Origin of the sequence: Pseudomonas fluvialis (assembly GCF_014207935.1) — a bacterium.
GTDB classification, from domain to species: domain Bacteria; phylum Pseudomonadota; class Gammaproteobacteria; order Pseudomonadales; family Pseudomonadaceae; genus Aquipseudomonas; species Aquipseudomonas fluvialis_A.
In genome coordinates, this window is sequence record NZ_JACHLL010000002.1 from 403205 (window position 1) to 424138 (window position 20934).

Annotated in this window: 17 protein-coding genes; 8 read left to right on the forward strand and 9 right to left on the reverse strand. The window is 61.4% G+C overall.

Annotated elements, in window-relative coordinates; all coding sequences use genetic code 11:
* The first annotated feature begins 3 nt into the window (after positions 1-3).
* From HNP49_RS06920 to HNP49_RS06935, 4 genes are read left to right on the forward strand one after another with little or no spacing between them, the layout of a single operon-like run.
* Positions 4-1524 (forward strand): efflux transporter outer membrane subunit, encoded by a 1521-nt coding sequence (locus HNP49_RS06920; RefSeq protein ID WP_184681808.1) that lies wholly within the window; start codon positions 4-6, stop codon positions 1522-1524.
* Positions 1521-2633 carry an HlyD family secretion protein gene (locus HNP49_RS06925; RefSeq protein ID WP_184681810.1) on the forward strand — a complete coding sequence of 371 codons (1113 nt, stop codon included), beginning with the start codon at positions 1521-1523 and terminating at the stop codon, positions 2631-2633. The genes HNP49_RS06920 and HNP49_RS06925 overlap by 4 nt, the downstream gene beginning before the upstream one ends.
* A 7-nt stretch (positions 2634-2640) precedes the next feature.
* Complete coding sequence (locus HNP49_RS06930; protein ID WP_184681812.1) at positions 2641-3666, forward strand: DUF2955 domain-containing protein; 1026 nt, start codon at positions 2641-2643, stop codon at positions 3664-3666.
* A 9-nt stretch (positions 3667-3675) separates the two neighbouring features.
* Entirely contained in the window at positions 3676-4131 is a 456-nt protein-coding gene (locus HNP49_RS06935) for a potassium channel family protein (RefSeq protein WP_184681814.1), read from the forward strand.
* A 65-nt stretch (positions 4132-4196) separates the two neighbouring features.
* On the opposite strand, the gene dcd is transcribed toward HNP49_RS06935, so the two are convergent.
* The 3 genes from dcd to apbC form a co-directional block, all read right to left on the reverse strand.
* Positions 4197-4763 (reverse strand): dCTP deaminase, encoded by a 567-nt coding sequence (gene dcd, locus HNP49_RS06940; RefSeq protein ID WP_095939318.1) that lies wholly within the window; start codon positions 4761-4763, stop codon positions 4197-4199.
* An 87-nt stretch (positions 4764-4850) separates the two neighbouring features.
* Positions 4851-7097 carry an EAL domain-containing protein gene (locus HNP49_RS06945; protein ID WP_184681816.1) on the reverse strand — a complete coding sequence of 749 codons (2247 nt, stop codon included), beginning with the start codon at positions 7095-7097 and terminating at the stop codon, positions 4851-4853.
* Between the two features lie 150 nt (positions 7098-7247).
* Positions 7248-8342 carry an iron-sulfur cluster carrier protein ApbC gene (apbC, locus tag HNP49_RS06950; protein ID WP_184681817.1) on the reverse strand — a complete coding sequence of 365 codons (1095 nt, stop codon included), beginning with the start codon at positions 8340-8342 and terminating at the stop codon, positions 7248-7250.
* A gap of 173 nt (positions 8343-8515) precedes the next feature.
* On the opposite strand from apbC, the gene metG reads away from it, so the two are divergent.
* Complete coding sequence (gene metG, locus HNP49_RS06955; RefSeq protein WP_184682519.1) at positions 8516-10558, forward strand: methionine--tRNA ligase; 2043 nt, start codon at positions 8516-8518, stop codon at positions 10556-10558.
* Between the two features lie 60 nt (positions 10559-10618).
* On the opposite strand, the gene HNP49_RS18815 is transcribed toward metG, so the two are convergent.
* From HNP49_RS18815 to HNP49_RS06985, 6 genes are read right to left on the reverse strand one after another with little or no spacing between them, the layout of a single operon-like run.
* The gene (locus tag HNP49_RS18815) at positions 10619-13960 is read right to left on the reverse strand and encodes a pilus assembly protein (RefSeq protein WP_184681818.1); all 3342 of its coding nucleotides are present in this window, start codon (positions 13958-13960) and stop codon (positions 10619-10621) included.
* A 16-nt stretch (positions 13961-13976) separates the two neighbouring features.
* A complete protein-coding gene (locus HNP49_RS06965; RefSeq protein ID WP_184681819.1) occupies positions 13977-14537 on the reverse strand; it encodes a PilX N-terminal domain-containing pilus assembly protein in 561 nt (186 codons plus the stop codon).
* Positions 14534-15511, reverse strand: coding sequence for a PilW family protein (locus tag HNP49_RS06970; protein ID WP_184682520.1), 978 nt, complete (start codon positions 15509-15511; stop codon positions 14534-14536). Before HNP49_RS06970 ends, HNP49_RS06965 begins: the two co-directional genes overlap by 4 nt.
* 3 nt (positions 15512-15514) lie before the next feature.
* Positions 15515-16063: a type IV pilus modification protein PilV gene (pilV, locus tag HNP49_RS06975; protein ID WP_184681821.1), complete on the reverse strand. Its 549-nt coding sequence runs from the start codon at positions 16061-16063 to the stop codon at positions 15515-15517.
* 1 nt (position 16064) lies between these two features.
* A complete protein-coding gene (locus HNP49_RS06980; RefSeq protein ID WP_184681822.1) occupies positions 16065-16586 on the reverse strand; it encodes a GspH/FimT family pseudopilin in 522 nt (173 codons plus the stop codon).
* Positions 16565-16960: a type IV pilin protein gene (locus HNP49_RS06985; RefSeq protein WP_311772081.1), complete on the reverse strand. Its 396-nt coding sequence runs from the start codon at positions 16958-16960 to the stop codon at positions 16565-16567. Before HNP49_RS06985 ends, HNP49_RS06980 begins: the two co-directional genes overlap by 22 nt.
* Positions 16961-17303: 343 nt before the next feature.
* On the opposite strand from HNP49_RS06985, the gene rsxA reads away from it, so the two are divergent.
* From rsxA to rsxC, 3 genes are read left to right on the forward strand one after another with little or no spacing between them, the layout of a single operon-like run.
* On the forward strand, positions 17304-17888 hold the full coding sequence (gene rsxA / locus HNP49_RS06990) for an electron transport complex subunit RsxA (RefSeq protein WP_095939322.1): 585 nt from the start codon (positions 17304-17306) through the stop codon (positions 17886-17888).
* Positions 17885-18460, forward strand: a complete 576-nt coding sequence (gene rsxB / locus HNP49_RS06995) for an electron transport complex subunit RsxB (protein WP_095939323.1) — start codon at positions 17885-17887, stop codon at positions 18458-18460. The genes rsxA and rsxB overlap by 4 nt, the downstream gene beginning before the upstream one ends.
* Positions 18457-20934 (forward strand): electron transport complex subunit RsxC, encoded by a 2478-nt coding sequence (rsxC, locus tag HNP49_RS07000; protein ID WP_184681824.1) that lies wholly within the window; start codon positions 18457-18459, stop codon positions 20932-20934. The genes rsxB and rsxC overlap by 4 nt, the downstream gene beginning before the upstream one ends.

Here is a 20934-nt window from a genome sequence, read left to right on the forward strand (position 1 = left end):
CACATGCATCGGCGCGCTCTGCTCCCGCTCGCTCTCGGCGCCCTGGCGCTGAGCGGCTGCGTGCGTCTGGGGCCTGATTTTCAGTCCCCGCCCGTCACCTGGCTGGATGGCTGGAACAGCGAAGCCATCAGTCAGGTCAGCCAGCAGCGCGCCCAACCAGACAACCGCCAGTGGTGGCGGACCTTCAACGACCCGATCCTCGACCGCCTGATTGCCGAAGCGGATGCACACAACAGCAACCTGAAGATCGCCGGCCTGCGCGTGATCGAGGCCCGCGCCCAGCTGGGTATCGCCGAGAGCGGGCGCTATCCGCAGGTGCAGCAGGCCAGCGCCGAACGTCAGTACCTGGACCGCAACCAGTCCGGCGGCAGAAACCCGCAAGACAGCAATCTGTGGCAATACAGCGCCGGCTTCGATGTTGGCTGGGAACTGGACTTCTGGGGCCGCTTCAGCCGCGCCATCGAATCGGCCGACGCCACCTTCTTCGCCGCCCAGGCCAACTACGAGGACCTGCTGGTGCTCTTGCGCGCCCAGGTCGCCGAGACCTATTTCGCCCTGCGCACCGCCGAAGCGCGCCTGCGCATTGCCCGCGAGAACGCCAAGCGGCAGAAGCGCAGTTTCGAGATTACCGAACGGCTGTTCGCCAGCGGCAACAGTGATGAGCTCGACCTGCAACAGGCCAAGACCCAGTACCTGGGCACCCTCAGCAGCGTGCCGGAATTCGAGGCGCAGGTGCGCCAGACCCGTAATGCTCTGGCTGTACTGATCGGCCAGGCGCCGGGACCACTGAGCCGGCTGGAAGAAAAAACCGGGCTGATCCCCTTGCTCGACCAGGCCATCCTCGATGATGTGCCAGCCAACCTGCTGTTGCGCCGCCCTGATATCCGCGCCGCCGAACTGCAGGTGGCTGCCCAATCGGCGCGGGTCGGCATCGCCGAAACCGACCTGTATCCGGCCATCACCCTGCTCGGCAGCATCGGCTGGTCGGCCTCTTCGCTGAGCGGCAGCTCCAGCAGCCTGGACACAGGGGGTGGCCCCAGCCTGCGCTGGAACCTGTTCGACCACGGTGCCATCAAGAACAACATCCGCGTGCAGGACGCCCGCCTGCAGCAACTGATCGAGAGCTACCGCGACAGCGTGCGCCAGGCCGCGCGCGAGGCCGACGATGCGGCCACCGGGCTGAGCAAGGCTCTGGAGCGCGAACGCATCCTGCGCGAAGCCGCATTCTCGGCCACCCGCTCGCTGACCCTGGCCACCGCCCAGTACCGCGAAGGCTATTCGGACTTCCAGCGCGTGCTGGATGCCCAGCGCGCGCTGTTCGTGCAGCAGGACAGCTACCTGCTCAGTCGCAGCAGCGCGGTCAGCAACCTGATCGCCCTGTACAAGGCGCTCGGTGGCGGCTGGTACAGCAACCAGCCACTACTCGATGATGCCACCCGCCAGCAGATGCAACAGCGTACCGACTGGGACGATCTGCTGGACGACACCCAAACCCCCGCTTCCGCACAAGACCCACAACCATGAACGACGCACGCTCCGCCAAACAGGCCCCCCCCGCCAAGACAGACCCGGCAAAGCGCGGCGCCACGGGTGTGGCCATCGTCATCGGCCTTAGCCTGTGCTGGTATCTGCTGGCCGATCGCTACACGCCCTATACCCAGCAGGCGCGGGTGCAGGCCTTCGTCGTGCCGGTAGCGGCCGAAGTCGCAGGTCGCGTGACCGCTGTGCACGTGCATGACAACCAGCGCGTTGAGGCCGGCCAGCTGCTGTTCGAGATAGACCGCAGTAATTACCAGATCGCCGCCGACCGCGCCCGCGCCGACCTAGAATCGATGCGCCGGCAGATCGGCGCCAATACCGCCGGCATCGACTCGGCCATCGGTAACCTGAAGGCCGCCGAAGCCAACGAACTCAAGTCCCGTCAGGATCGCGACCGCCTCGAACGCCTGTATCGCGAGGACAGCGGCACCATTTCCCTACGCCGCCTGGAAGTCTCTCGCGCCACCTTCAGCGAAGCCGTGAGCAAGGTTGCCGCCGCCCGCGCCGAGGTGCAGCGCGCGCGCGAACAAGAAGGTGGTAGCGGCGAAGACAACGCCCGCCTGCAAAGCGCCGCCGCCGCGCTGGTCAAGGCCGAACTGGACTTGAGCAACAGCCAGGTGCGCGCCCGCTCCAGCGGCCTGATTACCGATCTACGCACGGAAGTGGGCCAGTTCGCCGGCGCCGGCAGCCCGGTGATGACCCTGATTGGCCTGAACGATGTGTGGATCAGCGCCGAGATGACGGAAAACAACCTGGGGCATCTGCAAACCGGCTCGCCGGTACGCATCATCCTCGACGCTCTGCCCGGCCAGGTGTTCAGCGGGCGCATCCGCAGCATCGGTTACGGCGTAAGTGTCGGCCAGGCTACCGCCCCCGGCAGTCTGCCCACCGTGGAAAACAGCCGCGACTGGCTGCGGGCCGCCCAGCGTTTTCCGGTGATCATCGAATTCGCACCCGGCGAGCTGCCACCCCTGACTGGGCTGCGCGTCGGCGGACAGGCCGAGGTGATGGCATTCCCGATCGAAGGCAACCCACTCAACCCGCTCGGTCGCCTGTTCCTCCGGCTGATGAGCTGGCTGTCGGTCGCCTACTAAGCTGGCGATGAGCAACACTGCCGATCCCCGCCCCTTGCGCCTGCTGCGCCTGGCCACCGGCACCAGCCTGGCGCTGGTGGCCAGTTTCGGTCTGGCCCTGCCTCTGCCCTTTATCGCCCCGATGTTAGCCCTGTTCCTGCTGGCCATGCGCAATCAGGCGCTGCCTACCGTGGCAGCGCTGGCCCTGCCGGCACTGATCATGCTGACCACCGGCGCCAGCCTGTTGCTGATTCCGCTGTTGCAGCATGCAGCGCTGGCCGGCGTGCTGCTGGTGGGCCTGGGACTGAGCGCTTGCTTCGCCTTTCAGCTGCGCGGTGGTAATGCCCTGCTCAGCACCTTTCTGGTGATCGGACTGACCATGATCACAGCGGCTGGCACCACCTCCTTCAGCCTGGCCATGATCGTTATCGAAGCACTGACCAAGGGCCTGTTGCTGGCAACCTTGGCCAGCCTGCTCAGTCACTGGCTGTTCCCGGAGCCTGCTGGTCTGCATCAGGCTACTCCAGCGGCACAAACGCCGGAGGGCGAGCATGGCTGGATTGCCCTGCGCGCCACACTGGTGGTCATGCCGGCCTATCTGCTCGCCCTGATCGACCCCAGCCGTTTCATGCCGCTGATCATGCAGTCGGTCAACCTAGGCCAGCAGACCTGCGCCAGCAATGCTCGCCAGGCCGGCTGGGAACTGCTCGGTTCTACCCTGCTGGCCGGCCTGCTGGCCATGCTGTTCTGGAGTCTGTTGAGCATTTTCCCGCACCTGTGGATGTTTGCCCTGTGGATGCTGCTGTTCATCCTGCTGGTCGGGCGCAAACTCTATGCCCTGAGCCGCACCCGGCTGAGTCAGAAGTTCTGGCTCAACAGCCTGTCCACCCTGATCCTGCTGCTCGGCCAGTCGGTGCAGGACAGCGCCAGCGGCAAGGATGTCTACGGCGCCTTCGCCATCCGCATGGGCCTGTTCATGGCCGTGGCACTGTATGCCACGCTGATGGTCCAGCTTTTCGATAACCAGCGGCGCAAAAGGCGCCTGAACGCCTGAGAGAACCCAATGCTGAGCGAACTACTGGTCGGACTGCCCGTCATGCTGATCTGCCTGGCCCTGCAGGCGGGCTTTGCCACCCTGTGCATGAGTTTCTACCTTCGCTACAACCGTCGACACAATGGCGCCAGCGGTTTTCTACGCAGCAGCCTGCTGCTGTCGATGGTGATGCTGACCATGCTGCTGAGCAACTTTCTGCAGATGGCGTTGTGGGCCGTTCTCTTTCGCCTGCTCGGCGAATTCGACAGCGCCAGCGCGGCGCTGTATTTCTCCGGCGTGACCTTCGCCACCCTGGGCTATGGCGACGTTGTGCTCTCGCCCGAATGGCGCCTGCTCGGCCCGCTGGAGGCCGCCAACGGCATCCTCATGTTCGGTGTTTCCACCGCTGTGATGACAGCCGCCGTGATGGATGTGCTCAAGCGCAATCTCGCCGCCCAGCGCCTGGAGCAGCGGCAGGCTGAATGAAGCCGCCCATAAACAGCGGGCATGAAAAAGCCGGGCATTGCCCGGCTTTTCTTTGCGCCTTTATATCAGGTCTTCGGCAGGGTAACGCCGGTCTGGCCCTGGTACTTGCCGCCACGATCGGCATAGGACGTCTCGCAGGCTTCGTCCGACTGCAGGAACAGCATCTGCGCCACACCCTCGTTGGCGTAGATCTTCGCCGGCAGGGTGGTGGTGTTGGAGAACTCCAGCGTCACGTGACCTTCCCACTCCGGCTCCAGCGGGGTGACGTTGACGATGATGCCGCAGCGCGCGTAGGTGCTCTTGCCCAGGCAGATGGTCAGTACATCGCGCGGGATGCGGAAGTACTCGACGGTACGGGCAAGGGCAAAGGAGTTCGGCGGAATGATGCACACCGGGCCTTTGACATCGACAAAGCTCTTCTCATCGAAGTTCTTCGGGTCGACAGTGGCCGAGTGGATGTTGGTGAACACCTTGAACTCGTCGGCGCAGCGCACGTCGTAGCCGTAGCTGGATACCCCGTAGGAGATCAGGCGCTCGCTGCCCTCGGTGCGCACCTGGCGCTCGACGAAGGGCTCGATCATCCCGTGTTCCTGGGCCATGCGGCGAATCCACTTGTCCGATTTGATGCTCATGGCGGGCGTCCTGACTCAAGGTGTGGTGAAAAACTGAGCGCGCATCTTACCGGCTGCCGCTATCCGCAGCCAAGCACCCAGCCCCACTCAGACTGAAGGCGGCAGGTGTCCAGCGCCTGCCTGCAGCAACGCGCTGAGCGCCGGCGCCGCCAGCGGCCGGCTGAACCAGTAGCCCTGCCCCTCGTCACACTGGTTGGCCAGCAGGAAATCACGGGCCTGGGCATCCTCAACGCCCTCGGCAATCGAGCGAATACCCAGGCTGCGCGCCATCTGCACCACCATACGCACGATGGTGGCGTTGGCCGGCACCTGGCGCAGGCTGCGCACGAAGGACTGGTCGATCTTCAGCTTGTCCACCGGCAGGCGGCTGAGGTAGGCCAGGCTGGAATAACCGGTGCCGAAGTCATCGATCGACAGCTGCACGCCCAGCGCCTTGAGGCGCTGCAGGTTGTCCAGCACATGCTCGGTGCCTTCGATGAGGATGGTCTCGGTCAGTTCCAGCTCCAGCAGCGCCGGGTCAAGCTCGTGTTCGAGCAGGGCGGCGGCCACGCTGTCGACCAGATCGCCGCGCTTGAACTGCACGCCGGACAGGTTCACCGCCACCACCAGCGGCTGACCGGCACGCTGCCAGGCGGCTGCCTGGGCACAGGCCTGCTGCAGCACCCACTCGCCCAGCGGCACGATCAGGCCACTTTGCTCGGCCACACCAATGAAGTCGGCAGGCGCAATGCGGCCAAGCTGCGGATGCTGCCAGCGCACCAGCGCCTCGGCACCGATCACCCGCCCGCTGACCAACTCGACCTGCGGCTGGTATTCGAGGAACAGCTCGCCCTGCGCCAGCGCCCGGCGCAAGCCGGTACGCAGCTGCAGATGCGCCGCCGCGTCTCGGTTCATCGACTCGCTGTAGAAACGGAAAGTATTGCGCCCGTCCTGCTTGGCGTGACTCATGGCGCTGTCAGCCTTCTTCAGCAGGCTGTCGCCGTCCTCGCCATCCTCGGGATACAGGGCAATGCCGATGGACAGGGTGCAGATCAGCTCATGCCCGGCGATGACGAAGGGTTTGAGAAAGGCCTGGATGATCTGCTCGGCCAGCTCCGCCGGCTGATCGAGTTCTTCCACGCCCGCCAGAACAATGGCGAACTCATCGGAATCCAGACGCCCCAGCGGGTACTGCTCACCCAGCAACTGACGCAGCCGATCGGCCACCGCGCGCAGCAACTGGTCGCCCACCGCCTGGCCAAGGGAGGCATTGATGGTGCGAAATTCATCCAGATCCAGATAGAGCAAGGCTGCCTGCAGCTGGCGCCGCGCCGAACTGACCATGGCCTGACTGAGCTGCTCCTGAACGATCAGGCGGTTGGGCAGCTCGGTCAGCGGGTCATGGCAGGTGAGGAATTCCAGCCGCGCCTGGGTGGCCTTCTGTTCGGAAATATCGAAGAAGAAACTCACATAATTGGTGATCTGCCCCGCCTCGCGAATCGCCGTGATGCTCAGCCATTCGGGGTACACCTCGCCATTCTTGCGTCGGTTCCACACCTCGCCCTGCCAGTAGCCACGCTCCTGTAGGCTGCGCCACATGTTCTGGTAGAAGGCTCGGTCATGGCGGCCGGATGACAGCAGGCTCGGCCGTTGCCCCTTGACCTCGGCGGCGCTGTAGCCAGTCATGTCGCTGAAGGCGCGGTTGACCTCAAGGATGCCGGCCTGGCTGTCGGTCAGCATGATCGCCTGATTGCTGCTCTCGAATACCTTGCCCAGCAGGCTCAGGGTCTGCTCCTGGCGCTGACGCTCCAGCACGATGCCGATGATCGAGGCACCGATCTCCAGAATCTTGCGGTGGAAGGCATTAGGTTCCCGCCCAACAAAACTGGACAGCGCAAAGGTACCCAGAATCTGCTGACCAGCACCGCGGATCGGCATCGACCAGCAGGCCATCAGGCCGAAATCCAGCGCCAGTGGACGCAGCTCCTGCCAGCGCGGGTCGCTGCGCGTATTGCTGACGAACACCGCCTCGCCACGGTACACCGCATTGCCACAGGAACCGGCATGCGGCCCCGGACGCAGATTGCTCAGGCGCGCCGCCCCCTCAGCCGGGATGCTCGGTGCTACATACAGCTGCAGCAGCTTCTGCTCGTCCAGCAGCATCACGCTGGCCACGGCATCGGGCAGCAACTGCTCCTCCAACAGACAGACCTGACGGATGACCGCCAGGTGATCAAGGTTCTGCGCCACGGCAGCCAGGATTTCCTGCTGCAGGTGCAGGATTTCCTGCTGCTCGGACTCGGACAAGTCTTCGTCGTACAGGGACGGGGTCAACGCCTGGGGAATAAGGTTCATGCGGAAAAGGCCAACTACACGCCGGGTACTGCTGCGGGGGTACAGCGGAAAGACGCGAGAGATTATCAACAACGATCTCGCGAAAAACTGACCCAGAGCAATATCCGGCCAGCTTGCCGCACACAAGCTGACCTGTCGGACAGACGGTGATTAGTCGTCGCTGATCACGATCGACGGCATTGCCGCGGCACCCAGACCGCTCTGGCTGATGCGCGCACCGACGCAGCGCGCCATTTCCTGATAGATCATGGCGATCTGGCTTTCAGGGTCGGCCACTGTGGTCGGCTTACCATCATCGGCCTGCAGGCGGATGGCCATCGACAGCGGCAGTGAGGCCAGCAGATCGACGCCGTACTGCGCCGCCAGCTTCTCGCCACCGCCCTCGCCAAACAGGTGCTCGGCATGGCCGCAGTTGCTGCAGATGTGCACGGCCATGTTCTCCACCACGCCCAGCACCGGAATATTGACCTTGCGGAACATCTCCACGCCCTTGCGCGCATCGAGCAGGGCCAGATCCTGCGGCGTGGTGACGATCACGCTGCCGGCCACCGGCACCTTCTGCGCCAGGGTCAGGTGGATATCGCCGGTGCCCGGCGGCATATCGATCACCAGGTAGTCGAGGTTGTCCCAGGCGGTCTGAGTGATCAGCTGGATCAGCGCACCGGAGACCATCGGCCCGCGCCAGACCACCGGCGTGTTGTCGTCGGTGAGAAAAGCCATCGACATCACCTGCACGCCATGCGCGGTGATGGGCACGAACCACTTCTGGTCCTTGATCGCCGGCCGGGTGCCCTCGGCAATACCGAACATGATGCCCTGGCTGGGACCATAGATATCGGCGTCGAGAATGCCCACCCGGGCGCCTTCGCGGGCCAGTGCCAGGGCCAGGTTGGCGGCGGTGGTGGACTTGCCCACACCACCCTTGCCCGAAGCCACGGCAATGATGTTCTTCACGTTGGCCAGCGCCGGCACCTGCTCCTGCGCCTTGTGCGACTCGATGCGCACATCCACCTGCACACTGGCCGAGTCGACACCCTCAAGACTTTCCAGGGCCATCTGCAGCATCTGCGCCCAACCGCTCTTGAACAGGCCGCAGGCATAGCCCAGCTCCAGGCGCACGCCGACCTTGCCACCCTGAATATCGATCTCGCGTACACAGCCGGCACTGACCGGATCAAGGTTCAGGTGCGGATCGGTGAACTGACGCAGGACGGTTTCAACCAGCTGGCGGTTAACAGCGCTCATGGCAACTCCAGAAAAGACCGAGCAAAACAGGCGGGCATCTTACCCGAGCAGCGCCCAGCCTGCATGCCCGTCCCCGGGCAAGACCGCGTGGCAAACCGCCGCTGCGGATGAAAAAAATGCGCCGCGCCTATATAGTTGCCGACCTTCCCGTGTCACCAGTGCAGCCGATCATCATGTCCGAAGCCCGCAAGATTCTCGTCACCAGCGCCCTGCCCTACGCCAATGGCTCCATTCACCTAGGCCACATGCTCGAGTACATCCAGACCGACATGTGGGTGCGTTTCCAGAAACTGCGCGGCAACCAGTGCACCTACGTCTGCGCCGACGACGCCCACGGCTCGGCCATCATGCTGCGCGCCGAGAAGGAAGGCATCACCCCGGAACAGCTGATCGCGAACGTGCAGGCCGAGCACAGCGCCGACTTCGCCAACTTCCTGGTCGACTTCGACAACTACCACTCGACTCACGCCGAAGAAAACCGCGAACTGGCCTGCGGCATCTACCTGGCACTGCGCGACAAGGGCCACATTGCCACCCGTTCGGTGACCCAGTACTTCGACCCTGAAAAGGGCATGTTCCTCGCCGACCGTTTCATCAAGGGCACCTGCCCCAAGTGCGCGGCCGAGGACCAGTACGGCGACAACTGCGAGAAGTGTGGCGCCACCTATGCGCCGACCGACCTGAAGAACCCACGCTCGGCCATTTCCGGCGCCGTGCCAGTACTCAAGGAATCCAAGCACTTCTTCTTCAAGCTGCCCGACTTCGAAGCCATGCTGAAAAGCTGGACGCGCAGCGGCACCTTGCAGGATGCCGTGGCCAACAAGATTGCCGAATGGCTGGATGGCGGCCTGCAGGAATGGGACATCTCCCGCGATGCGCCCTACTTCGGCTTCGAGATCCCCGATGAGCCGGGCAAGTACTTCTACGTCTGGCTGGACGCTCCGGTCGGCTATATGGCCAGCTTCAAGAACCTCTGCGCCAAGCGCCCGGAGCTGGATTTCGACGCCTACTGGGGCAAGGACTCCACCGCCGAGCTGTACCACTTCATCGGCAAGGACATCGTCAACTTCCACGCCCTGTTCTGGCCGGCCATGCTCGAAGGCGCCGGCTACCGCAAGCCGACGGCGGTCAACGTGCACGGCTACCTGACCGTCAACGGCCAGAAGATGTCCAAGTCGCGCGGCACCTTCATCAAGGCGCGCACCTACCTGGATCACCTGAACCCGGAATACCTGCGTTACTACTACGCCAGCAAACTGGGCCGCAGCGTCGACGACCTCGACCTCAACCTCGAGGACTTCGTGCAGAAGGTCAATGCCGACCTGGTCGGCAAGGTGGTCAACATCGCCAGCCGCTGCGCCGGCTTTATCCACAAGGGCAATAACGGCATACTGGTCAGCGCCAATCCCGAGCCGGAACTGTGGGACGCCTTCCAGGCTGCCGCACCGAGCATTGCCGACGCCTACGAGGCCCGCGACTTTGCCCGCGCCATGCGCGAGATCATGGCCCTGGCCGACCGCGCCAATGCCTGGATCGCCGACAAGGCTCCGTGGTCGCTGAACAAGGTGGAAGGCAAGCAGGCCGAAGTGCAGGAAATCTGCGCCCTGGGCGTCAACCTGTTCCGCCAGCTGGTGATCATGCTCAAACCCGTGCTGCCCAAGCTGGCCGCCGATGCCGAGGCCTTCCTGAACGTTGCGCCGCTGCGCTGGGCCGACCTGACCACGCCGCTGGCCAACCACCAGCTGAATCCGTTCAACCCGCTGCTGACCCGCATCGAGCCGGCCAAGATCGACGCCATGATCGAAGCCTCCAAGGAAGACCTCGCCGCCGAGAACGCCGCACCGGCCCAGGCCGGCAATGGAGAACTGGCCAAAGACCCGCTGGCCGCCGAGATCAACTTCGACGCCTTTGCTGCCGTCGACCTACGCATCGCGCTGATCGAGAAATGCGAGTTCGTTGAAGGTGCCGACAAGCTGCTGCGCCTGACCCTGGATATTGGCGACGCCAAGCGCAACGTGTTCAGTGGCATCAAGAGCGCCTACCCGAACCCAAGCGAACTGGAAGGCCGCCTGACCCTGTACGTGGCCAACCTGGCCCCACGCAAGATGAAGTTCGGCATCAGCGAAGGCATGGTCCTGGCCGCCGGTCCCGGCGGCAGCGAAATCTACCTGCTCAGCCCGGACAACGGCGCCAAGCCGGGGCAGCGGGTCAAATAACACATCACTTAGGAACAAAAACGGGGACCTTGATGGTCCCCGTTTTCTTTACGCCGACTGTCAGCGATCGATATCCGATTTCCAGTAGACACGACGCCGCGTCATATCCAGATCCGGCTCGATCGGCGTCGGTTCCAGTCCCTTGCAACCGATGCAGATGGTGACGGTTTCGTCGCATGCAGGCCCCTCGCAATTGGGCCTGGTCACGGTGACAGTACTTAGGCCTGGCGGGATCGGCATACCACCATTATCGATCTGTTCAGAGCGCACACGCCCGCAAGCCGAGCCATTGAACAGGCTCATGTTGTAAGCAGTACCCAAGCCCAGAGGCCGGGTGCAGGCTTCGATCTGTGCACCACCTGGCTTGTAGGTGTTGAACAGTACATTGCCTCCCGCAATAACAGCCGGGTTAACCACCTGCTCACCCTGCCCCGGGAAACTCATGAACCAGCCGCGCTGCTCGGTTCCTGGGAAAATACGATTCGCATCGCAGTTGGGAGCAGTGGTGCTGTTATTCATCAGGCTGCCATCCAGATCCAGCGCTGTGGTCTCTGCTGGATAGTCCAGATAGGCATAGAAGCGATCATCGATATCGTCGACGTAGGGATAATTGCTCTCCAGTGGACGCTCGCGATTGCCCGAACCCAACGCCAGATAGACCTTGCCCTGATAGGGCAGCACGGAAGGCGCATTCATGAACTTGCGGCTCGATCCGGTGGTAAAGGCCGACTTGGTAATATCCCAGTCACCCTCCTCCAACGGCTCGAACAAATCATCAACCACCTCGACAAAGTTGATGCGCCAGATATTGCCACCGGTATCGGCGGCGTAGAGGTAGTCGACCTTGCCGTCGAAATCGATATCAACCGGGCTGACATCACCCACCACGGCTCGATCGGTAACAAAGGTTCTGACAATTTCACCAGTCTCGGCATTCAGTACGAATACCGCATTGCCCTTGTCACCAGCAGTACAGCTACTGGTAGCCGAGTCGTCATCCTCACAGGAATCATAACCCCCGCCGAAAGCCAGCAACGGGGTATCGCCGTACCCTGCAACATACATGCTCTTCGGCGTCGACCAGGTTTGGCCAATATCCTCAAAACCGTCATCACACTCCGAATCCGAAGCGGTAAACGGGCAACCCCGGCGCCAGAGCAGCTCAGGCTGCTCCGGATCGGTGACATCGAGCGCATAGACCATACGGCCACCGCGACGCATTACGGGGTAGATGTAGGCTCTTTCCACCTGATCATCGCTGTTGTACTCAACCAACTGGCCGATGGAGCCATCGAAGAAATAGTCCTTCGGCTCGGGTACCGGATCCTCATCAGCATCCTGATTCGGGAAAGCTACCTTCGGTAAATTCTCATACAGACGGTTGAGCTTGCCGAAATGCTCCGGCGCGATCAGCCCCCACAGCTCCTCAGCCTGCTGCTCACCAGTGCCCGCATCGGTCGTTACCTGAACTGCACGCAACATCCCATCGTTGGCACCGTAGTAGATGACAGTCTGATCGGCTGTCCCGTAGTTGACCGGCAGCGGTCTCGAGTGGATGACATCGCCATGGATGCTCGGCCGACCGTTGGAATCACCCGCTGTCTCATCGACACCGACCTGGTCACCACGGATGTACTCATAGATGCCACCCAGGCCCTGGGCACCCGCGAAAGTGCTGTTAAAGGCAACCAGAGCATCGCCCGATACCGACTTCAGATTACGGTCGCCGATCACACTATTACGCAGGACCTGTGCGACACCGCCCTTTTCTACAAAAGGACCATCAGGCAAATCAGACCAGGGACTGGTCACACTGGTCTGACACTGCCCCATCGGTGAGGGGGAAATCCCCAGACCTTCCCAGTAGGTGCTGGAGTCGGCGCTCCAGAAACTCGCCGCGCACTCTGCCGCGAAACCGGTCAACGGGCTTACAGCGGCATCGCCATTCACATCCACCAGCTCAATCGCATTGTTGACGAAGCCCAGCTGATATTCCTTGAGGTTACCGAACCAGCGAGGTTTGGCCTGCTGGTCCGGGCGGAACATACCGATAAACACCTGGTTTTCGTTCTGCGCCCGGTTGGTGGTATTCAGTGGCAGGGCCACTGCCGCAAAGGTCGAACTGACAGAGAGAATATTGGACAAGGCGTCACCAATACCCAGCTCCAGTTCTTCCTCATTGGTGGCGGCATAATAGTTGCCGCCGCCAACCCGCTCAGAAGCGCTCATCATCAAACCTGAATGGGCAGCATCCTGCTGGGCATTGAACACGTCCAAGGTATGCACATTGACATTGACCCTGGCCACCAGCGTCTCGCCCCCCTCGGACTCATAACTGACCGGCACACCATACTCATGGAGAAACTTGGCCCAGTCATCGAAGTTCCAGTTACCGCCAGAAACCGAATCGAACTCACCCGTTTCGGTTACCACAGTCGAGTTTGTGGTGGACTGCACGATCAGCTTCTTTTTGCCACCCGAACAACCAGTGGTCGTGCTCTGCGACGTAGAGCAGGCACAACCGGAAATGCCATCACAGAGTTTGCCTGCTTGTGATTCATTGGTGGTGCACTGGTTGACTTCATTATTCTTGTAGCATTGGCTGGAAAAACCGATATCGGTTACCGAACTCTCAGTGGTGGTCGACAGCAAAGGAATATCCAGTGGGGTGCCACTGGAGGTTCCCGCCAACTTATTGTTCAGGACACCGCCTGCATCGGCATAAAGCTGAGTAAGAAAGTTGCTGTTGACTACATCATCCGTCGTCGGGCCACTCTGATTGGGGTTACTGATGAAGATCACGTTCACATCGTTACAGATGGTCTCGGCCACCAACGGTGACTTGAACGTCGAGAACTGGGTGGTATAGCCATCGGGATCGGCAAGAGCAGACAATGTGCCGCCACCGGCAAAGGACTGCTCGCCGCCGGAAAGGTAGCTATAAACATCGCGCATCAGGTTGCCATAAGGGGTATTGGCACTGCGCTTTTCTTCAGGATCGTTTACATCGGTGAAGATCTTGTCCAGCGCAACGCCGAGCTCCGCATAACTATCCGCAGTCAACTCCTGCAAGGCAAAGCGAACATAGGCGCCATTCTGGTTAGCATTACCGTCAGTGGTGTATTCCAGAATACCCACATTGAGTTTGCCAACCTGATTGGCCAGAGCGCTCTTGATCGCTCGGACCTCTGACTGTCCCTGAGCAAGCCCACCGGGCCACTGCTGGCTCTGCCGGGCCCAGTTGGCCGTGTTATCGAGCACAATCAGCGCGCTGGGCAGACTGGAATTGGTCGTGTCGTTCCCGATATAGATATCGATGTCTTCCGCGCTGGCTAAACCCGATAGCGTCAATGCCAGCAATCCGAAGAAGCACCTGTTGATCCAGGTTAATGCCTTGTTCACTTCACACCTCCTCGGATTAATCCGGACACGCCGTGGCCACATCATTGAGCGCCACTTTGACGGAAATGCCCTGAGTAACAGCGGCTTGTGCCTGAGTTACATTATCGACAGCTACTGCACGCAACTCCCAAACCGAGTTGGCGCACAGGGATATGTCATTCCCCTCTGAACCTTCAGCTGTCTGCACAACGCATGCAGCTTGTTGCGGATCACTGAGATCAAGTTCAGAAATCTTGATCGGCTGAACCACAACACAACGTGGTACGTCCAGGGTCACAGTCACGTCATTGCCACCATCGCCATTAGTGTCATAGCAACGGGTATTGGCACCCGTACAGTTAGTAGCGAACATGTTGGTGGGTGAGGACACAAAGAGAGTGGCGCTGACCGCCTCCTCAATCGCCGCATTGGCGGCATTCATAGCCTGCTCACGGCTTTCCATGTTGCCGACCACCTTGAGATTACTCTGGGTCAGGTTGAAACCACTGACCGCCATCAGAGTCACCATCAGCAGTACCATCAGGCCAACGACCAGAACAACGCCTTGCTGGGATCGATGCAGGTGGGGGATATTCATGATGCATCTCTCCTACCGGCAATATTGTTCAGACGGACCGTGCTGCTATAAACCTGCCGCTTGAAACCGGGCGGAAGATCCTGGGCAGATATTTCCATATCTCCCAATCTGTAAGTGTTGCCATCTTCGTAGCCGGATGTGGCTTGTGCATTACGGCTCAACACCCAGATGCGTACGGAAACTACGTCCTCCCAATCGGCCTGAGCCGGTGCGGCTGAATAAGCCTCTGGTACGCCATCACCGGAACTGTCGATGCCGTACTGGAAATGAATCTGCTCGACCCCATCAACCAGCGGTGTAACCACATAGCCGTTGCTGCCAGAGAGGTCAGCCCTGGCCAGTTGATCAGCCTGATTCACGTAATAGATTCGACTGAGGAAGCGATAAACCGGAGCCGTCTCAGCGACATCGCACTTGCGAGTTCGGCGGTCCAAAGCAGCGGCGTTGTCAGCCAGCAGAATGCTACCCGGGGATTCTTCTGCGCAGGCAGCAACCTGCAGGTGATATTGCCCTGCAGCAAAGCCATCACATCCAGCTGTACCTACTGCGCAAGTGCTGGCTCGACGCAAGGCGAGGAAACTGTTGCCACCCTTGAAGTTACTCAAGCAACTAGGGGCCGCTGCCTCGGCAACCTGGCTTTGGCCATACACAGGCACGCCTAGAGAAGCGGTAATGTCAGCTGCATCGGCAAAGCACGCTGGTGGAAAATCTGCCGGAGCAGGAAAAGTCTGGGAACCTGACTCGCCAAAGAAACCCGCGTTATTCAGTTCATCAACTAGCAGCTGCACTGCATAACGCCCGTTCTCGATCTGCCTAGATCCCTGCTCCAACTCATTTCGCACCCGAGTGTTGTTGACGAACAGCTCAGACACCGCAAAAAGAATGATCAGGCCGAGAGTCATCGCTACCATCAACTCGATCAGGGAAAACCCATACTGCCCCTCAGGCTTATGGTGTCTCATCTGTATAAGCATGATTCAGACTCCCAAGTAGGCTAGGGCAACAACAACTGACACCGCCCGGCGCTGACTGTCGTCATCACCATAATCACCTTCACCGCATGAAAGCTCGGGGGCAACAGTTGGACTCAACCCCTGCCACGCCACGGTCACCCGCAACAGCACCTGAGTATTGGCACCACCACTGAGGTGCTCCACACACCCCCGAGCACCGATCATCGCGCCAATGTTGTCACCGTCAGAGTTCTCTACCGCAGCACCATCCAGGGCTCTATCCCAAGCACACTTGTCGGCATTAACGGGGGAGCCACAGTCAGCCAAGTTAGTACCTACCCCAAACTCGCCAAGGTATGCATTGGCGCGAGCCTGAGCAGGATTACTGCGCAGCCGATTGGCCATATCTTCCAGCAATAGAGTGGCCTGGGTCCGCTGCAACGCTTCCAGTTCGGTTCGCAACATCGTGGTGTGCAAACCGGCCAGGCCGAGCAAACCGATGGCCAGAATCAACAAGGTGACCAACACCTCGATCAGGGTAAAGCCTCCATTTTTTAGGGAGATTGCAAACATGTCAGCAGCCCCCTTTCACAGTAGTAGGACGACCGTCCAGTCCAATACTTACACAGCGTTTCTTTTCCGGATCACTCACTGCCTCTAGTTCGAATGCAGCACCACCTGCTGTCGCCAACCGCCCAGCGGCACGAAAAGCAACCGAGTCGACAGCACTGCTAATGATGACGGTGCTATTCAGGCGATCACGATGCAAAGCGCGCGAATCATCATTTGGGCTGACCGGGTCGGCGATCAGCCAACCCTCTGACCACTCTTCGCCATCGCCCGGACGCAAGATGACAGTGCGGTTGAGCTTGATCGCCTCTGATCTGGCTAGCAGCAATGCGCTGTGTAGCGATGCAGCCACAGTACGTACTTTCTGCTCAGCAACCATCGAGCGATAAGCTGGAACGCCGATTGCTGCCAGTACGGCTAGAATTGAAATTACGATCATCAGCTCAGCAAGACTAAATCCCTGCTGACAAGCAGCACTTCTCTTCACCTGAGCTGCGCTTGGCCTTACCACGACTGGCCGTTCCATTGCTTGGCTCCCGACTGATCAAGGGTCAAGACGCCATCTGCGCTTTGCCCGCTGGTAGCGATTGGCGTTGCAGTCAGCAAAAACGTAGGAGGAGGGCCGGCCTCAATATCGATAGTGACCGTATAGTTTCGGGCCACTTTTTCGGGGGCCACCATACCAAGCTCTGCCAGCGTACCGGCAAAGGCACGCGCATCCAGAAGGTACTGCTGCTGGCGCTGGGCTACATCCATCAAGAAGGCTTGGGCATCGGCACGATTAGCCTTGACCCGGTACTGCTGATAGTTAGGGATAGCGATAGCTGCTAATACAGCAATAATCGCTACCACAATCATCATTTCTATAAGGGTAAATCCCCTCATGGCAGATCTGTTCACTCGCGCCTCCACTGCTCTCGATGGGCGAATTAAAATAGAAGCCAACTTAAGACTAGGCTTAACCCTAGCATGTCACACATTAGCCAAGCCTCGAACGGTCAAAAGCACCGACCAGCGCGTCACGATGTCGACAGGCGCACATTTATGACCGACAAGCGGTTCTCACAGCCCTTGCCGGATGAGACTCATCCGCACTAATGAGTGCTTGACGGTCTATTTACCCATGCGACGCTGACAGTTGCCGCAGTGGACTTTGCACTGCGTGACACTCTTCCCGATAATAACGGCCTTTTTCCAAACAACCCGCTAAGCCAGTGCAGGCCGTCCGCATGAGAAACCGCCCATGACCGAACTCGCCCTGATCATGGTTAGCGCCATCCTGGTCAACAACTTCGTGCTGGTGCAGTTCCTCGGTCTGTGCCCGTTCATGGGCGTATCGAAGAAGATCGAGACGGCCATCGGCCTCGCGCTGGCAACCACGTTCGTCCTCACCCTGGCCGCCATGTGCAGCTATCTGGTGCAGGAGTACATCCTCGAACCGCTGAACATCGAGTACCTGCGCACCATCAGCTTCATTCTGGTGATTGCCGTGGTGGTGCAGTTCACCGAAATGGTGGTGAAGAAGAGCAGCCCCCTGCTCTACCGCGTGCTGGGCATTTTCCTGCCGCTGATCACCACCAACTGCATCGTCCTCGGCGTGGCGCTGCTCAATGCCAACAAGGCCGAATTCACCTTCCTGAGTGCCAGCGTCAACGGCTTTGCCGCGGGGCTCGGCTTCTCCCTGGTGCTGGTGCTGTTCGCCGCCATGCGTGAGCGCATTGCCATTGCCGATGTGCCCAAGCCGTTTCAGGGCGCGGCCATCGGCATGATTACCGCCGGGCTGATGTCGCTGGCGTTCATGGGCTTTGCCGGGTTGATCAAGCTATGAGTCTGGTGCTGATTGCGGTACTGGCCATCCTCGCGCTGTGCCTGATCTGCGGTGCCATCCTGGGTTTCGCGGCGGTGCGCTTCAAGGTCGAGGGCGATCCCATCGCCGAACAGATCAACGCCCTGCTGCCACAGACCCAGTGCGGCCAGTGCGGCTACCCAGGCTGCAAGCCCTACGCCGAGGCCATCGCCGCCGGCGACAAGATCAACAAGTGCCCACCCGGTGGCGAGGCCACCATCCAGGCGCTCGCCGACCTGCTCGATGTGGAAGCCGAACCGCTGGACGCCGAGGGCGGCGAGAAGCCGCAGATGGTCGCCTTCATCCGTGAAGCCGAGTGCATCGGCTGCACCAAGTGCATCCAAGCGTGCCCGGTAGACGCCATCGTCGGCGCCGCCAAGCAGATGCACACGGTGATCGCCAGCGAGTGCACCGGCTGTGACCTCTGCGTGGAGCCCTGCCCGGTTGACTGCATCGACATGATTCCGGTTGGCAGCACGCTGCAGGGCTGGAAATGGGACCTGCCCGTACCGGCCAGCCAACTGATCGCAACCGACCGGGAGCATGCGGCATGACAGCCCTGATCGACCACGCCCAACAGATCTGGGACATCCCCGGCGGCATCCACCCGGCCGAGTGCAAGACACTCTCCAACGGCTCACCTATTCAACAGGCTCCGCTGCCCCGCCAGCTAATCGTGCCACTCAACCAGCACATCGGCGCGGCGGCCGAACCCTGCGTGGCGGTGGGTGATCGCGTACTCAAGGGCCAGTTGATCGCCAAGGCCAATGGCTTTGTCAGCGTTGCCGTGCATGCCCCGACCTCCGGACTCGTCAGCTTTATCGGCCCGCAGCCCTACCCGCATGTTTCCGGCCTGCCGGCACCGGCCATCGTGATCGACAGCGATGGTCAGGATCAGTGGAGCGACCTGGCGCCCTGCCCGGACTACCGCCAGCTGGACAGTGCGGCGTTGCTGGCGAAAATCCGCGATGCCGGTATCAACGGCCTCGGCGGCGCCGGTTTCCCCACCGCAGTCAAGCTCAAGGCCCGCGCGGCACAGAAGATTCATACCCTGGTGATCAACGGCACCGAGTGCGAGCCCTACATCACCGCCGATGACCTGCTGATGCGCGAGTACGCCGCCGAGCTGGTTTCCGGCATCGATATTCTGGTGCAGCTGATCCAGCCCGATGAAGTGCTGATCGGCATCGAGGACAACAAGCCCGAGGCCATCGCCGCCGTGCGCGCCGCGCTGACCGAGCGCAGCTACACACTCAAGGTGTTCCCGACCAAGTACCCGTCCGGTGGCGAGAAGCAGCTGATCCAGATCCTCACCGGCCGGGAAATCCCCAGCGGTGGCCTGCCGGCCGATATCGGCATCGTCTGCCAGAACGTCGGCACCTGTGTGGCCATCCATGACGCGGTGGTGCACGGCAAGCCGCTGATCGAGCGCATCACCACCCTCACCGGCGAAGCGCTGGCCCGCCCCGGCAATGTACGCGCACTGATCGGCACTCCGGTGGGTGAGCTGCTTGCCTTTGCCGGTCTGGATGAGCGCAAGCTCAACCGTCTGATCATGGGCGGGCCGATGATGGGCTTTACCCTGCCCTCGCTGGATGTACCGCTGATCAAGACCAGCAACTGCCTGTTGGCCTCGACCCGCCAGGAACTGCACGCGCCGCCGCCAGCCATGCCCTGCATCCGCTGCGGGGATTGCGCCGAGGCCTGTCCGGCTAGCCTATTGCCGCAACAGCTGCACTTCTTCGCCCTCGGCCAGCAACACGACCAGCTCAAGGCACACAACCTGTTTGACTGCATCGAGTGTGGCGCCTGCGCCTATGTCTGCCCGTCGAGCATTCCGCTGGTGCAGTACTACCGCGCCGCCAAGGCAGAGATTCGCGAACTGGAACAGAAGCAGCAGAAGGCCGAACACTCCAAGCAGCGTTTCGAATGGCGTCAGGAGCGCCTGCGCCGCGCCGAAGAGCAGAAGGAAGCCGAGCGCATCGCCCGCGCCGAGCGTGCCGCCAAAGCCAAGGCTGCCCAGGCCGAAGCCGCCACTGCGACTGCCGCGCCCTCCGCCACCGACGAGCAGCTCAAGCGCCTGAAGATCGAAGCCAGCATGGCGCAGGTCGCCCTGAAGAAGGCCGAGAAGCAGCTCGCCACCCACGACACCGCCGAGCTGCAGGCACAGGTCGAGTCGTTGCGCGCCGCCGCCGATGCCGCCCAGCAGACCCTGCAGGAAGCACTGGCTGCTGCCCCGCCTGCACCAGTGCCTACGGCCGCACAGCCGGCTGCCGACGAGGTGCTGAAGAAGGCCAAGATCGAAGCAGCCATGCTCAAGGCGCAGATCCGCAAGCTGGAAAAGATCGAAGCGCCAACGCCAGAGCAACAGAGCGAACTGGACGCGCTGCGTCAGCAGCTGAGCCAGGCCGAGCAGGCACTGGCCAGTGCCGAAGCCAGCGCGCCAGCAGCTCCCGCCAAACCCGCCACCGACGAGGCACTGAAGAAAGCCAAGATCGAAGCGGCCATGTTCAAGGCGCAGATCCGCAAGCTGGAAAAGATCGAGGCGCCGACGGCCGAGCAGCAGAGCGAACTGGATGCCCTGCGCCAGCAACTGAGTCAGGCCGAGCAGGCACTGGCCGCTGCGGAAAGCACTGCCGCCAGCGCACCAGCCGCCGCCAAATCACCAGGCGAGGAAGCCCTGAAGAAGGCCAAGATCGAACTGGCGATGAAGCGCGCCGAGCTGAAGAAGGCGGAAAAGGCCGGGGCCGACGAAGCAAGCCTCGCCACCCTGCGCAGCGCCCTGGCAGACGCCGAGCAGGCCCTGCACGCTGCCGAGGAGGCTTCCGGCAAACCGGCACCCGAGCTGCAGCGCCACAACAAATCGGGCGTCGATGATGCCCTGCGGGCGCTGAAGACCGACGTTGCCTTCGCCCGCGCCGATCTGCGCAAGCTGGAGCGCGATGAAACCGCCAGCAGCGAGGCGCTGGACGCCGCGCGTACCCGACTGGCGGCCACCGAACAGGCCCTGGCCGCCCATCAAGGTTGA

Bases quoted from the DNA above. Each gene is read 5' to 3' on its own strand.
- HNP49_RS06920 (WP_184681808.1), top strand. From the start codon at position 4: ATGCATCGGCGCGCTCTGCTCCCGCTCGCTCTCGGCGCCCTGGCGCTG.
- HNP49_RS06925 (WP_184681810.1), top strand. From the start codon at position 1,521: ATGAACGACGCACGCTCCGCCAAACAGGCCCCCCCCGCCAAGACAGAC.
- HNP49_RS06930 (WP_184681812.1), top strand. From the start codon at position 2,641: ATGAGCAACACTGCCGATCCCCGCCCCTTGCGCCTGCTGCGCCTGGCC.
- HNP49_RS06935 (WP_184681814.1), top strand. From the start codon at position 3,676: ATGCTGAGCGAACTACTGGTCGGACTGCCCGTCATGCTGATCTGCCTG.
- dcd (WP_095939318.1), bottom strand. From the start codon at position 4,763: ATGAGCATCAAATCGGACAAGTGGATTCGCCGCATGGCCCAGGAACAC.
- HNP49_RS06945 (WP_184681816.1), bottom strand. From the start codon at position 7,097: ATGAACCTTATTCCCCAGGCGTTGACCCCGTCCCTGTACGACGAAGAC.
- apbC (WP_184681817.1), bottom strand. From the start codon at position 8,342: ATGAGCGCTGTTAACCGCCAGCTGGTTGAAACCGTCCTGCGTCAGTTC.
- metG (WP_184682519.1), top strand. From the start codon at position 8,516: ATGTCCGAAGCCCGCAAGATTCTCGTCACCAGCGCCCTGCCCTACGCC.
- HNP49_RS06965 (WP_184681819.1), bottom strand. From the start codon at position 14,537: ATGAATATCCCCCACCTGCATCGATCCCAGCAAGGCGTTGTTCTGGTC.
- HNP49_RS06970 (WP_184682520.1), bottom strand. From the start codon at position 15,511: ATGCTTATACAGATGAGACACCATAAGCCTGAGGGGCAGTATGGGTTT.
- pilV (WP_184681821.1), bottom strand. From the start codon at position 16,063: ATGTTTGCAATCTCCCTAAAAAATGGAGGCTTTACCCTGATCGAGGTG.
- HNP49_RS06980 (WP_184681822.1), bottom strand. From the start codon at position 16,586: ATGGAACGGCCAGTCGTGGTAAGGCCAAGCGCAGCTCAGGTGAAGAGA.
- rsxA (WP_095939322.1), top strand. From the start codon at position 17,304: ATGACCGAACTCGCCCTGATCATGGTTAGCGCCATCCTGGTCAACAAC.
- rsxB (WP_095939323.1), top strand. From the start codon at position 17,885: ATGAGTCTGGTGCTGATTGCGGTACTGGCCATCCTCGCGCTGTGCCTG.
- rsxC (WP_184681824.1), top strand. From the start codon at position 18,457: ATGACAGCCCTGATCGACCACGCCCAACAGATCTGGGACATCCCCGGC.